5 protein-coding genes are annotated in these 16,943 nt (G+C 48.7%); all 5 read right to left on the bottom strand.

The features are described from left to right. Positions 1-27: 27 nt before the first annotated feature. Genes TW84_RS07410 through TW84_RS07390 form a run of 5 tightly spaced genes read right to left on the bottom strand, consistent with a single transcriptional unit; the run spans position 28 to position 16,911 of the window. Entirely contained in the window at positions 28-1,635 is a 1,608-nt protein-coding gene (locus TW84_RS07410) for a (2,3-dihydroxybenzoyl)adenylate synthase (RefSeq protein WP_045975022.1), read from the bottom strand. After that, entirely contained in the window at positions 1,632-3,029 is a 1,398-nt protein-coding gene (locus TW84_RS07405; protein ID WP_045975021.1) for a salicylate synthase, read from the bottom strand. Before TW84_RS07405 ends, TW84_RS07410 begins: the two co-directional genes overlap by 4 nt. Continuing rightward, a complete protein-coding gene (locus TW84_RS07400) occupies positions 3,022-3,858 on the bottom strand; it encodes a thioesterase II family protein (protein ID WP_045975020.1) in 837 nt (278 codons plus the stop codon). The genes TW84_RS07405 and TW84_RS07400 overlap by 8 nt, the downstream gene beginning before the upstream one ends. Beyond that, positions 3,855-4,940 carry a Gfo/Idh/MocA family oxidoreductase gene (locus TW84_RS07395; RefSeq protein WP_045975019.1) on the bottom strand — a complete coding sequence of 362 codons (1,086 nt, stop codon included), beginning with the start codon at positions 4,938-4,940 and terminating at the stop codon, positions 3,855-3,857. The genes TW84_RS07400 and TW84_RS07395 overlap by 4 nt, the downstream gene beginning before the upstream one ends. Next, entirely contained in the window at positions 4,933-16,911 is an 11,979-nt protein-coding gene (locus TW84_RS07390) for a hybrid non-ribosomal peptide synthetase/type I polyketide synthase (protein ID WP_045975018.1), read from the bottom strand. Before TW84_RS07390 ends, TW84_RS07395 begins: the two co-directional genes overlap by 8 nt. Positions 16,912-16,943: the final 32 nt, after the last annotated feature.

Below are 16,943 nucleotides of genomic sequence, written 5' to 3'. Positions count from 1 at the left end.
CTATGAAGCGAGGCTTTGTTTAGGGTTTTAGCCCAGATGCCAAGGAGTGCCTGATGGCCCGACTATGGCTTTTTTATCCACTTTGCCAACCGCTGTTTTGGGCAATGTCGACACCCATAGCAATTCATCGGGCATCTTGAATGTTGCTAGGTTCTGTTCGAGTAGGAATCGTCTTAAGTCTTGCAGTGTCAGTGATGTATCGCGTCCAATCGCTGCAACTCCTATCCGTTCACCTAAGTGCGGATCAGGGACTGCCACCACCGCAACCTGAGCAATATCGGGGTGAGCCAGTAATTGTTCTTCTATTTCATCCGCAGCAATGCACTCTCCCGCTCGATTGACGACATCTTTGATACGGCCTGTGACAGAGAGGTATTGCTGGTCATTCATGCGTACTTTATCCCCGCTACAATAGAAACCATCTTCTGTAAATGAACGAGCGTTGTGTTCAGCCGCACGATAGTAGCCACGGAGCGTATAGGGGCCTCGGGTTAACAACTCGCCTTCTTCTCCCAATTCAACGTCCTTGCCATCGGAGTCGACAATACGTACTTCGTCCCACTCGCTCACAGGCTTGCCTTGCATTGAAGCAACGACCTCGGGAGTGTCGTTAAGCCGGGTGCAAGCAATCAGGCCCTCTGCCATACCAAACACTTGCTGTAAGACCCCCGGAAATACGTGTTGCATTGCTATCGCGTCGCTATACGCCAATTTAGAACCACCGACTTGGATACGCTTAAGGCTGGTCAAATTCGCCTCTTCCCACTGAACTGCTTCGGTCCATAGTTGTGCCAGAGCAGGCACCAGTGCGGTTGCTGTCACACTGTACTGTTCAATAAGTTCAAAGCAATGGTCAGGGCTGGCTAACTGAGTAAAAATAACTTCACCACCCACCGATAAGGTGCCTAAAAATCCTGGGCAACCTAACGTAAAGTTGTGAGCGGCTGGAAGCACGGCTAGGTAAACCTCTGTTTCTGCCACTTCACTCGCACGGCAACAGCAGCGAATATTATACAGGTAGTCGTTATGCGTTCTGGGAATCAACTTTGGCAGCCCTGTCGTACCCCCAGAGACCAAAAATAATGCGGTTTCTGCTGGGTCAACGTCGGCAGGGGCAAAGCCATTCGCCTCGGAATAAGGTAAAGCACACGTTGGCGTGCATTGATCGATCAGGTAGAGTTTTAGATCGCCCTGTTTCTTGAGGTTGTTGACTATTTTCTCACCAATCTTCCCTTCTCCAACATAGCCCTGCGCATTGCAAGTACGCATAAAGTGCTCTATCTCTGCTAGGCCGTGTGCAGGCAACGCCATCACAGGAATGAGCCCCGCACGCAGGAATCCGAACAGTGTAGCAGCGAACTCACAGCGATTGCTCAGTTGCATAACTACACGGTCGCCCGCTGCCCAGCCCTGAGAAATTAGCCCTTGAGCGATTTGATCCGCTTTATTGATTAACTCTCGGTATGTCATTGATTTACTGTCATCTCTGATGGCTATTTGGTTGAGTGTATTGGCAGAGTGAGACCACAGTAATTGCCACAAGGGGACTTGTTCCCATAGGCCTGCTTGTTGGTACGTTTGTTGTTTTTCAGTGGAATGCGGGATAACCGATTCCATCGCCTTGCGAGAGGTCATATTTTCACTTCTTCCTTGTGCTGAGTTGTTGAAGAAGGTTGGTCTTCTGCTGGCGCTTCAAAGACGAGATGGTCAAGGACACAAGCCATTTTTTCGCATGTTTCTTCCCATTCTCTTGCCGGTGTGGACAGGCTGATGACACCAGCTCCGGCCTGCAGCATGGAGACAGAGTGACGTTTATAGGCGGCACGCAATACCAATGCGGCATCAAAGAAACCGTCTTGATCGGCAATCAAGACACTGCCACTGTATAAACCGCGTGAAGTGGGTTCAAAGCGTGCGATGGCGTCAATGGCCTCTCGTTTTGGGATTCCCGACGCTGTGATCGCTGGAAACAAGACTTTAAATGCATGCCATGCAGATTTTCCTTGTGTCAGCTGTCCAGTCACTCGTGAAGCAAGGTGCTGAACGGTACCTCGTTCAGAGACATCCATAAATTCAGCCACGTTAACGGTACTTCGGTCGCAAACTTGTTCAAGTTCTTCTACGGCCAGTTTGACTGATGTCGCGTGTTCTGCAATTTCTTTTGGATCTGTTGTGAGTTCTCGTTTCAGTCTTTGGGCTTCTTCGGGATCGGTAGGGAGGAAGCGAGTACCTGCCAAAGGTTGCGTGCTTAGATGGCCTAGATGGTCGACCTCCAGTACGGTTTCAGGCGAAAATCCAAAGGCTTCCAGCTCGCCTAGTTTGAGCATGAAAGAACGGGCTGGCGTGTTATTGCGACGTCCAGATACAAAACTGCGACGGATATCGATCGCAGCAGGCAAAGTAGCTGAGCGCGATAAAATGACTTTTTTGTAATCGTCCGCAACGATTTCTCGCACCGCTGAAGCAACGATAGTTTGATAGTCATGTTGAATTTTATGATGGTCTAGGATGTCGGCTTGTGTCAGCGGTGCCATCGGTTCCGGCTGAACTAACGATGATGCTCGGGCTATCGCCTGATGAATCTCTGGCAATACCGAGTCGTCGGTTGTGCGAACAGCGAGTTGATGGTTTGAAATTCGAATATCATGCTGAGCCACAAAGAGTTCTAGCAGAGTGCGATTTGTTTCTTTCTGCGCCAAATGATGGGCGAAGTGGCTGAACTCAAAATCGACTCGGCCAAATACACGCCATCCCTCCCAAGGTAAAGTTTGGGTAGCTTGGTAGATGGTGTCACAGATCAGATCGTGTTCAGGCTGATGCACGTGACCAGAAAAGTCAGTGATTTTGCCTTGTGTATCGACGGTCAGTTCGGCCAGCTTATTGATACCGATTGACCACTCTTGGTTGTGTTCATACACCACATAATCATCGCAAAATTCAGCCATGCTGAGCTCGGTCGCTATGGCTAGAGGGTCACATTGGTGTGGGATGATGTGGTTGTGGTACTGAGTAATAGATGGTTTAGCCATATTGAGGTTCTCCAAATTCGATATGAGATGCATGTGGGGCATCATGAGCGTGATTAATCACGCTCTGAATAAACTGTGTTGGTTGCGCGGTAATGTAAAAATGATCTCCTGAAAGGCCTGATACCGAAGTCATTTCTGGGCAAGAATGCCAATCTTGCCAAGCGATCACTTCGCTAGACCATGCCTCAGGGTCTTGCTCTCCGAACATTAAAGTGCAGGGAGTATGTGCCAATTTTGGGGCGGCCCCCTGAGTCGTTAGGTAGTTTTCTGTGGCTGAAAAATCAGCCCTGAGCATAGGTAAAAAGAGTGCCAGCAGTTCAGGATGCTGCTTAAGAACCGGACTGCCACTGCCAATTTCTATTAATTGTTCGACAAAGTCTTGGTCGTTAAGGTGGCTGAGCTTACGTCGGCTTTCTAGATGTGGCGCATGGCAGCCCGATAAAACTAGCTGTGAAACTGGTGTTGACGAGCCGTAGTAGTCTTCGAAATGTTTGCACACCTCAAAGGCCACCTGTGCCCCCATACTGTGTCCACAAAGGCGCAAACGTGGCACTTGGTTTGGTGGTGAAGAAGCCATGCGTACCATGAGTGCATCAAACACATCACAGGCGATCGCACCGATGCTAGAAAGCGCACGTTCCCTCATTCGTTGATCACGGCCGGGGTAGGTGGCAAGAAGAACTTGCGTATTGTTAGGTAGGTCGTTTTCCCTCAGGGAAGCCCAACTAGTGAAGGCGCTGTGACTGCCGCCAGCAAACGGGCAGATAACCCACAGTTCATCAACCACCTTTCCTCGCTGACATAACACCTTGAAAGTAGCTGTGGTCATGCTGCACCTCCCAATGGAAAGTGAACCATATCGGCGGGTTTGAGAGCGCATTCTTTTGCTGGCCCACATAGGGTTAAGATCTCTTCCCATAGACGAGCGACATTTCGCTGATGAGCAACACCCAGAGGGGCGATATCCTGCTCGCCGTCAATTAGACGAGCGAACATACTCAGTGTGTTGGCGACGCCTTTTGGCCCTAGGGTTTCAAATGTCTCGAGTCGTGAAGCGTTCTCTTGGTAGAGCACCTGAGTGACGGGAGCTTGAAGGTAGTCGCCCTCAGGAGTGCCTGCACGCTGATACAGACTGAGATGATCGCTTTGGTGGTTGTCGGCATGCAACACGGGTGTCCAGGTGATCGGGCCGTAGCTGTCTGTCAATGAAAGGTAACCATTATCCCAACCAAGCATCATTCGGTGCATTGCCAGACTATGCATATCAGGGTCACTGGGGTCGAGATAGTTTTGCAACTGCAATAAAAAATGACCGGATTGTGAACGCAGATTGATTACATCAAACTGAGGCTGCTTGTTCAGCAATTCAGGCGTTAACGGCTCGGCTTGTGATCCAAAACTTTGCAGCAGCCAATCCAGTGTTGAGTACAAAAGTTGTCTGCTGGTGGTGATGTTACCGTAGCTTGGTTTTTGGCCTGTACGTTGTACGATATGATTAGTGCTGGTTAGCCAAGCTTGTCCTGCGTCCGAGGCGGCATAGAAAGCGTTAACACAGTAATGGGCTTGATGCTGCGCAGCCTGACGTTGATGGCGTGTCATTTCATTGATCGACACTGGGTGTTCTTGGATGACATGTATTCCTCGTTCTAGCAACTCTTCGACGATAAGGTTGCCAGTGCCTCCTATAACAGAGGCTCGCACAACGACGCAGGCGATATCGATATCTTGCGGCAAATCAGATACGTTCGTATACAAAGGCACGCCAAATGCTTTTGCAAGGTTCTTTGAACGTGGGCTGCCTGTTGAAAGCAGGCCAGCCAGTTGCAAATGTTCGGGTGGATCAATAAACGCATTGAGGTAAAGCTCCCCAAATTTGGCACCAACAATGATGATTTTTTTTGTTTTATTCATTTTCTAGGATTTCCATTGTGGAAGATTGCGAACCCTGAGTGCGCTTCAGAGTTCGATCAAGCAAAGATACGAGCGTGTTAGCCAATTCGCTGACGTTGGGCTCTTGCAATAAGGTATAGTGATCGCCATCCAATTCATGTACGGTCAGATCACACACATCACCCCAACCATGATGTGGGCTTTGAGCAATGATGGGATCTTGGTAACTCATAAAGTCGAGATGGTTATTCCGACCAGCTGCAATAAGTGCTGTGTTCACAGAGGTGAGCTCAGGCACGGTATATGACAACATGGCGGCCAGATTTCGGCGATACACATCAAGTAAGTGCTGTACGCTATCCTTGGTCACATCTTCGATTGCTGCGATATGCCCAAACGCTGATGAAAGGTGACCACAGAGTGAATCGTCAGTGCTCAGATCGGGCTCTTCTACCTGCATAAGCTGCGGGAAGCGGCCAATCACATCAGCATAAAAATGGCGGCGCACTTCTTGAGCAGACATGGTTTCTTTTTGAGGTATTGGTCTGTAACTGTCGATTAAGATGCAAGCGTCAACCTTCTGCTTGCTCTCGACCAACTGGTGGGCCATCTCATAAGCAACGATGCCACCAAATGACCAGCCCGCTAGACGATAGGGACCGTGTGGTTGAATTCTTTTTATTTGATTCAGGTAGTGCTGTGCTAGCTGTGTTACGTCGAACTCATTTTGCTTGAACCCCGTGTCTGGGTAAGCCAATCCATACAAGGAAACATGATCTAATTGCTGGGCTAGAGGTTGATAGCTGAGTAAGTGCCCACCAATCGGATGCACGATAAACAGAGGCGGTTTGGCTTCTTTGGTCGGGTTAAGAAGTACAGGCTCGGAACTCTCGTATGTTGTCCGACGATCGATCAGTGATGCCAACCGCTCGATAGTATCATGAGACTGAAGGTGACCTGCGGTAAGCTGGCTACCGAGCTGTGAGTTGATTCGACTGATTACCCTAACGGCAGCGAGTGAATTCCCCCCAAAGTCGAAGAAGCTTTGATTGGCTGGAATGGCAGCTTGCTGCAGGCAGTCACGCCATATCTGAGCAATCTGCTCTTCTGTCTCTGTCATTGGAGGTCGTGAATTTGCGTTGATCTTAACCACCGGAGTTGGCAGAGCCTTTCGATCTACTTTTCCATTAGATGTCAGAGGAATAGTGTCAAGCGAGACTATCTGAACTGGGCACATATAAGTAGGCAGATTGTTTCTTGCGTGATCGAGTAAATGTGTTGCGTCTTGAGGTTCTGGCTGTGTGCAGACCGTATAGGCAACCAATCTTGTTCCTACACCTTCGATCGCGATAGGCTGAACGATGATGTTTTGTAGCCGTTCTTTCAAACCCGCGTTCGGACACAGACGAAGCGTGCTCTCTACCTCTCCGAGCTCAATTCGATAGCCGTTGATTTTGACCTGATGATCGTTTCGGCCCAAGAATTCGATGTTGCCATCGTCTTGATAGCGACCCAGATCACCCGTTTTATACAATCTCTGGCCGGATTCTGGATGAGTGATGAACGCGGCTTGTGTTTTCGACTCATCCTGCCAATAACCAAGTGATAAACCCGAACCACCGATATAAAGTTCACCAGAAACCCAGTTTGGGCATGGTTGAAGTTGGCTGTCTAGAACGAAAAAGGCTTGGTTCGTAAGCGCCTTACCATAAGGGATACTTTTGCGTTCAGCATGACTCCCTTCAATGGGGTAAGCAATGGACCAAATGGCGGCTTCTGTTGCACCGCCCAGACTGAGTAATTTGGTGTTGGGAGCAATGACTTTCAGCTGTTCAGGGAGAGATACAGGAATCCAGTCGCCGCTCATCATTATATGACGCAACGACGGAAGCACTGAGGAGCGTGATGTCAATCCATCAGCCAAAAGTTGAGCAAACGCTGGAACACTATTCCAGATGGTGATCTGTGCTTTAATGGCGAGTTCGATCAGGGCATCAGGGTCTTTGGCTGGCGATGATTCAGGTATCACCAGACAAGCCCCGCAGTGTAAGGTTGAAAACACATCAAATACAGACAGGTCAAAATTGAGCGAAGAGATGGCCAGTACTCTGTCTTCGCAATCGAGAGAAAGGCGGCTTTCTACATCCAAAAGCGTATTGACGACAGCTTGATGATCCATCATCACGCCTTTGGGCTGCCCGGTAGAACCCGAGGTGAAGATCACATAGGCTAGATCCGATGGCCCCACCATCTTAGGTTGGAACTCGTTGTGCTGCGTGTGGCTGACTGATGGAGTAAGGACACGATAAGTGTCTAAAGCGACTTTTAATCCCTTTTCAGCAACAACGGTTGTGACTTGACCCTGTTCAAGTAATGCATGAATCCTTGCTTCAGGGTAGGCGGCATCAATAGGTAAGTATGCTTTACCTGCCATTAAGATACCTATTGCTGCCATGACCTGTTGCCAACTTTTGTTCATGACGATGGCAACTAAAGGAGCGTCATCGTCGTTGGCTGCAATCGAGGAAGCCAACCCAAGGGCCGCGTTCCAGATCTCCCGATAAGTCAGCAACGTTTCCCCTTGTTGAATCGCGATTCTTTCTGGGTATGCCTCATAGCCTTGTTTGATCATTTCCAGTAAGGATTGAGGTTTTGAAGCGCTTAGCTGTTCGGTGAGGCTAGCTTTAGAGCTGTTTGACTGATGTCCCCATTGCGACTCAGATAGACTGACACAAAGGGGTTTATGCCAGTCACTGGTCGTCAGTGATTCTACAGCCTTGGTATAGGCATGGAACATAGCGTCGAAAACCCCCGGTTTGAGGTGGTCTTGCTGCACTGTCCATTTGATGTCTATGCCGCCGCATGCGGAGGAAATGAGCATCGCGTCTAGGTAAACGTGCGGTGTTTGTGCCCCAAAATCACGCAGTGTACCCAACGTAAGAGAGCTTTGCTGGCCAACAGACACGGTATCGTTAAACACAACGGGCATACCTGCGCTGAAGTTACGATTGAGCCTGTTCTTTTCGGTCAAAACGTCCTGTCCGTCAAATTCTGCATGGGCGAGGTCGTCTGACATTTGCTGTTGAACTTGCTGTATAAGAGCAAGCAAAGTGGGTTCTTTACTGATGTCTACTTCCAACATGGATGTCGTCGACAGGTTCCCCACTACATTGGCTATATCAGGTTCGCTTGCTGGTCTATTACTGTGAAGTACATTGAGCGAAAAGTGGTGTGTATCACTCCAACGTCGTAAAACGAGACAGAAAGTCGCCAGCATTGCCATAGAAGGTAAAACATTGTGACCAAGTGACTGACGTTGAAGCTGGTTCCAGTCCTTTTCAGACACGCGGTGTGTCAGCACACATTGGTTCATACTCTCTGCTCTCGAATCCGCTAAGGGAAGTGCAGGAGCATCCGGTAGAGTTGGCAAGCGCTCTATCCAGTATTGTCGAGAGGCGTGTTGCGAACCATTTGCATGTCGTTCTGCTTTCTGATCCAGATATTGAGCAATCGTCATTGAAGGTTTATTCAGAGTCGCTGAAGAGTCGTTGTATAACTGTTGCCACTGCTGGAATAGCAGGTTAAGGCTTGTCCCATCGGCTACGACTAAATCAATCACCAGGTGAAGTAGGTGAGTGTCTTCATTTGTTTTGATAATAGTGAGGTTGAATAGAGGCCAGCGATCAGTCGGTATACCTTGTGCTGCAATGTGCTCTCGTGCTTCGGTCAAATATTGTGCTTTGTCCGATTCTGCATATTGTGTTAGGTCAACATAATCAGGCTCATAATGGGGTACTTCTTGAAGAATGCAATAATGCCCTTCACGAATCTCTCCACGCAACTGATCATGATGATGTACCATTGTATTCCAGCTGTCGACAAGCCTTGCGCGATTCAGATCCTTAATTTCTAGCTCAGCGTAAAAGTGTGCAATGCCCTGACCTAAAGAGAATAGGCTGCTCTCTCCCAGCCAATAGGCGTTTTGCAACGGAGTCAATGGGTAGTCTCGATTAGCTTTCTGTGCATTGACCGTTGCTTCAGCATCCGGCTTGAATAAATGCTTACAGAATTGAGCGAAGACTGGCTGCTCAAAGATATGTTGCAGAGTCACTGCTTTAAATCCTGCTTGCTGCAGTTGAACGATCAGCTTAGTCGCCATCAAACTGTCTCCACCACACTGGAAAAAGTCTGTCTCCGAAGTGATGTCTTGGCTAAGGAGTTCTTGCCAGATTTGCTGAACTTCATGTTCTTCTGAGCTGATTTCTAGCTCTTCATTACCCGCTTGTTGATCCAAGGTGCCGTTCAGCACTTGAACGAATTGTTCAAGTTTCGAATGTTCAAATATCTGCTGTAAGCTAGCGTGAGCGATCTCCTGTTTGTTGATTTCCACAATCATCTTAGTGGCCATTAAACTGTCGCCTCCGCACAGGAAGAAGTCTGTCTGCGGGGTCACTGACTGTCCGAGTAATAATGTCCAGATTTCAGCGATACGCGACATGAGTGCATCTTGGGTTGGTACGCTCTGAGACTCTACAACCACTTCTTGTGCTTTATTTCTGTCTTTGGATGAGTAAGCACAAGGTAATGCCTCTGGCGAGTCGTTCTGTGTGGCTCGGGCCAAGAATAAATGTTGGCGTAACACGGATTGCTCAGAATCTGGGAAACGACGCTCAGTCACCAAGCCCTGCTCGCCAAGTACTTGTTGCCAGTCATAGGCGCTGAGCATAGCGCTACCAGTATGTTGGCGGAAATCGCTAAAGGCGTTGATCCCTTCGATAAAGCCAACCGTGGCCAGTTGCATCGGGCTGTATTGATCAGTGGCTTCGATCAGCAGCATATGCCCATTGGTGGCGAGTGCGTCTTTAAGCTGTTTAAGCGTGGCAGGAAGGTCGGCTGCGTCATGAAGGACGTTGACTGCAATAATGACGTCATAGCCGCCTGTTACTCGTATTTCGGGTTCGAGAGCGAGGTTGATGTCTAACCATCCGAAATCAACTTGGTTGTACTGCGCTAAAGACTGCTTGGCTTCGTTCAAAAACGCTTGCGACACATCAGTAAAACGATAGTGATCAATGTATCGAGCGGCTTGGCCAAGAACTGCAGTGGATGTTGCCGCCGTTCCTGCACCCACTTCTAGGATTTTTAGTGGTGTTCCCTTTTTCTCTCCCAGCGCTGAGATCAGATTGGCTGCGCTTTGGTTGAGTATCTTTAGAGAAGGATTCGTTCTGTATAGCGCATCAGTGATCTGGTTGTCTTTGAATAAGATCTCCAGTGCGGATTTTTGGTCATTCAATAATTCTGGGTGTGCTTGTAGTGATTCGTCTAGATATTGAGATAGACGCTGGCACCATTCGCTCTGTGGTAATTCACAGTCCGGCGCAGTGGGTTCATGTCCTTGCCATTGATAGAGGCCATTGTCGAAGTGAAGTAAGCCTTCTCTTACAAGTTGATCCAGCCATAGTTGGACTAATTTGTGATGCTTTGGTGCGGTGCGCAGTACTTGTATGATCTGAGAGTAACTGAACAGTTGGTCACGTTGGTGAAAGATCTGATGTCGACGTAAGGTCGTTAACAGCCCGGTAAGTGCTTTATGCTCTATGTATGACCAAGCATTAGTCACTTCACTTTCTATTGCAGAGCTAATCTCAGGGAGTGTTGTTTTGTATGGTGTTGGTGCTGATTTCGACACTAGGGTTGTGCGTTCGAATTCTCTTGGTGCCTCTGCCATTTGACATAGCCACTGACCGTATTGTGTGAACATGTCATCTAGTACATCCGGTGCGATCACGCCATTCATGCAGTACCAGTGATATTTCAGCTCGCCATCAACCTCCATGATTTGGTGGTCTAGCCAGACTTGTGGCGTTTGACTGAGTACATAAACGGGATCGCCGAGCAAGTGTGTCATTGCTTTTTCAATGTCCATACCGTCCATCGACATGCCTAGCATGCTGGTAAACACGACGGGTGTCATGGGGAGTGATGCTTCCTGTTCCGTCATCTGCTGCTCGGCTTTGCGGTATTTTGCTAGCTCTCGCATCACTTCAACACCATTGACTTGACTATGACTTAGACGGGTCCAAAGCTTTTCCTGAGTACGAGACAATTGTTCTTTCAGGTTCAGATCTTGAGACCAATCAAAATCCATCAAAAGAACGGATGTGAAATCACCAATTAGATCTTGCACGTTCTGATCAAATGGTTGTCTGTTGAAGAAGGTCATATTCAGCGTAAAAGCACGGGATTCTGACCACTTAGCAAGTATGCGAGAGAATAACGTCAGCAAGCCTGCCGATGGCGTAATGCCAGCTTGTTGCCAGTGTGATTTCAGGTTCGACCACTGGGATTTTGGTAAACTGCCTTTCCGAGTAACAAATTCGGGCTTGTACGAATTAGCCACATTACCCAGTGGTAGTTGAGGTGCTTTGGGGATTGATGGCAACAGATCCAGCCAATAGTTCCAAGAAGTTTGCCAATCTGGTTGGTTCTTTAACGCCTGTTCATGGACCACATAGTCGCGGAATGAAAGTGATAGCGGTGGCAGATGTTCGCCGTGGTAAGCACGACCTAGATCATCCATCATGATCTTAAAACTCTGAACATCAAACTGAAGCAAATCAAGATTCATATGAAGTCGGTATTGGTGCTCAGAGAGGCTGCTGATACGTACATCAAATAAAGGCCACTGAGTGGCTGGACGGACTTGCTGACTCATTGTCTGACGCGTTTCTGCCAGTGCTTGTGTTTTGGCGTTGTTATCTAAACGGGATAGGTCCTGAGTCGAAAACGTGTAATTTGGAACCTCTTCTAAGATAACTTGCTCACCAGTGGGTAAGACGGACATTCTCAACATGTCATGACGCTGTATCAGTGCATTCCATGCCGCTTCTAGCCGCTGAATATCAAACTGAGAGTGTGATAGATCCCATTCAAACACGACGTTACATGCTATGCCTCCGTAAGGCACCCAAGATTCACGCCCTACCCAATAGGCGTGCTGAATCGGTGTCAGTGGGAATGGCAGATGTCGCTGATCCGGGTGGATAACAAAAGGCAGGGACTGCTGAGGCTCTGCATGATGGCTTTTACTATCGATTAATGCTTCAAGCCCATGAATGGTCATTGCTTGATACGCTTCTTCAGCGGTGAGTTTAACGTTAAATTGCTTTTGTATAGCAGCGTTGAGTTCAAGGAATTGCAACGAGTCCAGACCTAGCTGCATGAGGTCTTGTTGAGGCTCTAGTAGGTCATTTTCAGCCAAGCCTAGCTGGTATCGAATACGATCCTCAAGCCATGTGCTTGTCGCTAGCGTATCTACGACCAAAGAGGCACAATCGGCAGCGGCTCTCTCTGATGATTCCAAGGTAAAATGTTGGCTAAATTGAGGCGAGTTTGAACTTATATTCATGGCAAAGGCATGCTTGGTACCCATTAATAAGCTTTGACTTAGATGCCATAGGCCTTCGGCTGGTGTCAGTGTATGCATACCTTCCTCACCCAGCTTGGCAACTAGTGCTGCGTCACGGGTCATGCCGACGTGATCCCATGCCCCCCAAGCCAGACTCATGACGCGGCAGTGTCCATTGGCATGATGAGACTGAGCAAAACCGTCAATGAATGCATTAGCGACAGCATATAGCCCTTGTGTCGGTGCGCCGAGAGTTGCGACCGAAGAAAAGCCGATCAGGTAACCAGCCTGTCGAGCTTCTAACCACTGATAAAGCGTTTCGAAGGTCTCTGCTTTTACACGGATTACCTGTTCTGCCGTCAGCGAATCCCATTGGTCGATCAGACCATGATGAGGATTACCAGCAGCATGAATAGCACCTGCGACAGGCCGATTATCTGCGAGTTGGTTGAGCAGCTTAGTCAGTTCTCCTTTCAAGGTTAAATCGACCAAATGTGTTTCAATTTGACAGCCGAACATAGCCATCTGAGCACAAAACGCTGACCAGTCTGAGTGTTGGTGGTGGCCAATTGCTATGACGCGTTTGACACCGCAAGAGGCTAGCCAACGAATCACTAAGCGGCCAATTCCTCCCATTGCACCCGTCACAAGATGACTGCCTTCGGCATTGAACCAAGATGCTGGAATGGAGTTATCATTGGTTGGAGCGTGCTCAAGTTGATAAGCCCAATATTGATTGTCTCGATAGGCTAGCTCGCTAGCCGATACAAACGGTGCATGCGCCAGTACTTGTGTAACTTCTTCCGCGTCGCTTTCTGATGTATCTAGGACACAAAAGCGCTTGTTAGGATACTCTGTACGTGCGACGCGTATCAGAGACAACAGGGCCGTTGCGGTAGGCTCTGTGGTGTCATTAGGCGTCGTTTTCATCGCATCACAAGTCAGTATCCATAAGTTATCAGGACTATTGCTTAAGCCTTGTGCGAGCAGTGTGGCCGTTTCTGATAAGGGAGTTGAAGGTAAAACCAGTATGCCTTGATCGGCTGCCGTTCTGTGGACAGTACCTCGCTCATTAAATGCCGATGCCACCTGTTCAACGGTGATAGGATTCAGCGGTTGGTCTGCTTCAATAGGACGTACTTGCCAGTGATAGCGATTGTGCGGTGAAGGGAGTAGCTCCGCTGGGTCATCTTTTTTTGTCGCCTGAGGTTCAATTCGAGCAAGCCATTCCCAGTGTCCTTGAGGGGCCTGTGCTCGCAAATGATAAATATCTTGTCCCCACATTTTACTGAGTCGATTGATGGCAACTCTTGATACATTGTTGAGTCCAATTTTAGCCGACACCGATAGATCGACATCTTTGCAACCGCAGGGTAGAAACGTTGAACATTGGTGCTTAATGGCTGTGCGTAGATCACTATGCTCCGCCCATTGCGACCAGTCTTGATAGGTGAGGCTTGAGAGCGTGTTTTGCCATGCTAGGTCGGCATCATGGCTTGGGCTGACTGATGTTGCACTATCGCCATCCAGTAATGGCGCTAGGTGCTTGCTTAGGTTTTCGGCGTGTTCGAGTTGGCGCATTAACTCTGGCAGGGACTGCCCTATAGCTAGTAACTGTGTGCAGGTACGCTGGACACTGGCCAAGTGATGGCCCTCTGTTTCAGAGCGCCAATGCTGAGCGATGATGTCGGCGTTTGGCAGCCCTGATTCAGACGACACCCACTGTTTGCCTTGCTTGTGGTAATACCCCTGTGATAGCAAGAGATCTAACAGCGCCTTGATATGATCTCGATGGCGAGGGAGTATTCTTCCCCCTCGAATAATGTCGATCAGGCTGAATGACTTACGAGATGTACAAGTTCTCAGGAAGTCGTTTATGACTGCGCAACGCAGTGTTAACGGTTCCAGAGGGTATGTTGCTACGGGTTCTGGAGTGATTAGCGACTGCGGTTTTTTATCTTGGCGAGAATCAACCCAATATTGTTGTTCGTCAAAGGCATATAGTGGTAATTCACATCGTCTTCCGGCAATGTCGAGCATCTCTTTCCACGGTGCATCAATGCCGAGTATAAACAGTTCACTTAACACATTCTCATCTGCAGCGTGAAGCCAGCATGACTTTAAACTCCAGCTTTCACGGCGACCAATGGACGTAAGGTGAGGTTTAGGACCGATTTCCACAAAGGTATGACAATCTAACGCAAGTGCTTGCTCGATCGCCGGTTGAAACTGGACGGTCTCTCGAACATGGCGTGTCCAATAGTCAGCATTAAGCTCGCTCAATGAACGGATGACTTGGCCTGTTACGCTTGAAATCAGCGTGATCTCACCTTGAGTCGGAGTCAGGTGTTGAGTGAAGTTGGCGTAAGATGACAACATCGAATCGAGATGCCTTGAATGTGCAGCGCAAGGAACATCCAATTGATGGTAAGTAATGTCGGCAGCCTCGAGTTCTTTGCTGGCCTGTTCGACCTTCTCGATATCTCCAGAGAACACCCAATGCGCAGCACCGTTATGAGCCGCTTGATCCAGCTCTGCTAGTGATGAAATGGTGTTCAGTTGCTCCAATGGCGCGAAAGCCGCTAGCATGGCGCCATGTTGGTTTTGAGTACATTGCTGCATTCGCTGACCACGCTCGATCACCAGTTCGATCGCTTGCTGGTGACTCAGATAGCCAGCAATGACACACGCTGAGATCTCACCGACTGAGTGGCCTAAAACAACGTCTGGAGTCATTCCCTTCGACTTCCAATGTGCCGCTAAAGCGATCTCAAAGGCGACAATGGCAACTTGAGCGCCATCGGTGCGTGAAAGCCATTTTTTTTCTGAGCCAAACATGATCTCAGTTAGCGGTACTTCAAGCTTGCCTTTTGTATAGGACTGGCTGAGATCGATACTGTGTCGGAAAGCCTCACTGGTTTGGTACCAAGTTTCACCCATTCCTTCAAACTGGCTACCTTGTCCGGTAAATGTCCATGCCAGCTTGGTGCGCGATTGGACATGGCCTATACGAATCTGATGGGAAGCCTCCCCCGATTCTGCAAATGCACGCAGTGCGGGTTTAGCTTGATTAGCATTTAAAACGGCCAATCGATACGGTAAGTCTAATGAACGAGTGCTCAAGGCCGAGTAAGCAATGTCGGCACAATTAGGGTGTTGCTCCAAATGCTCAGAGTAACGACGAGCGATGTCACCAAGAGATTTAGGAGAATTGGCCGACAGGAACAAAGGAATATCTTTGTCTTCTGCTCTGGTTGGCTGAGAAGTTTGGTTTGGCTGTGACGAAGATTGCACCAACATATGGCAGTTAGTGCCTCCAATGCCAAAAGAGGAGACTGCGGCGGTGCGCACTGGACTTTGCCAGTCCAGTGTTTGTGTTGCTAAGTCAAAGCTGGAACCAATTAAGCCAAGTTCAGGGTTGGCTTGAGCAATATTCAGTGACATCGGGATCTTTTTTCGTGATACCGACAATACCGTTTTAATGAGTGAAGCAATACCTGCTGCGGTATCTAGATGTCCCAGCCCGCTTTTTACTGAGCCCAAGTGACATACTGGTGCTCCAGAGCTACGTGAGTAAGCATTCTTGATGGCAGTGACTTCGATAGGATCGCCGAGTTTTGTGCCTGTTCCGTGAGTCTCGATCATCTCCACTTCATCAGGTTGAACATCTGCGAGGTGGAGTGCCTCTGCCAGAACCTGAGATTGGCCATTCACTGAAGGAGCGGTGAAGCCAACTTTATCCTGCCCATCATTATTGATGGCGCTACCACGCAGAACCGCGAGGACAGTATCTCCAGCTTCGATAGCGTCATCTAGGCGCTTCAACACAACACTGCCAACGCCGTGACCACCAAAAGTACCGTTGGCCTGCTGATCAAAAGGACGGCATAAGCCATCAGGTGAGAAAATCATACCCGGCTGATATTCATAACCTGAAATTTGCGGGAACGACACCGCTACGCCACCAGCGATAGCCATATCACACTCACCAGACCTGAGACTTTCACAAGCAAGGTGCGCAGCAACCAACGAGCTGGAACAGGCGGTTTGAACAGTAAAAGCGGGACCTGTGAAATTGAATTTATGGGCAACTCGGGTTGCGAGATAATCTTTGTCGTTGCCCAGTAAAGCTTGCAATCCTTTTACTTGACCTACCTGGGTGACATCGAATGCTTCAAAAGAAGGGTAGGTACTGGTTCTTATCGAGCCAAAGACCCCTGTTCTGGATGGCGCTTGCGTTGGGGCATAACCTGCGTGTTCTAGCGCATGCCATACATTTTGCAAGAAGAGGCGTTGCTGTGGGTCAATAGAGGTTGCCTCTGCAGGCGAATAGCCGAAAAGCGCGGCATCGAAGTACTCGGGTTTATCAATAACGGCACCGCTTGGAACAAAGTGCTCCCGATTGCAAACCTCAGCATTGACCCCTGCTGCTTGCAACTCTTGAATACTGAAGAAAGATTGACCTGAAATGCCATTGGTCAGATTGTGCCAAAAAGCGTCTATGTTTGGAGCTTTAGGCAACCGACACGCCATTCCGATGACCGCGATTGGGTCACAATTGTCATATAAGTGGTTGTTGTCCATGGTTATTCTCTCATTGCGAGGTGAGAGCTCAA

It is taken from the genome of Vibrio neptunius (assembly GCF_000967495.1).
Classification (GTDB): domain Bacteria; phylum Pseudomonadota; class Gammaproteobacteria; order Enterobacterales; family Vibrionaceae; genus Vibrio; species Vibrio neptunius.
The sequence above is the reverse complement of the archived record's forward strand: the minus strand, read 5'-3'. Positions and strand labels throughout refer to the sequence as shown.

Bases quoted from the DNA above. Each gene is read 5' to 3' on its own strand.
- TW84_RS07400 (WP_045975020.1), bottom strand. From the start codon at position 3,858: ATGACCACAGCTACTTTCAAGGTGTTATGTCAGCGAGGAAAGGTGGTT.
- TW84_RS07395 (WP_045975019.1), bottom strand. From the start codon at position 4,940: ATGAATAAAACAAAAAAAATCATCATTGTTGGTGCCAAATTTGGGGAG.
- TW84_RS07390 (WP_045975018.1), bottom strand. From the start codon at position 16,911: ATGGACAACAACCACTTATATGACAATTGTGACCCAATCGCGGTCATC.
- TW84_RS07405 (WP_045975021.1), bottom strand. From the start codon at position 3,029: ATGGCTAAACCATCTATTACTCAGTACCACAACCACATCATCCCACAC.
- TW84_RS07410 (WP_045975022.1), bottom strand. From the start codon at position 1,635: ATGACCTCTCGCAAGGCGATGGAATCGGTTATCCCGCATTCCACTGAA.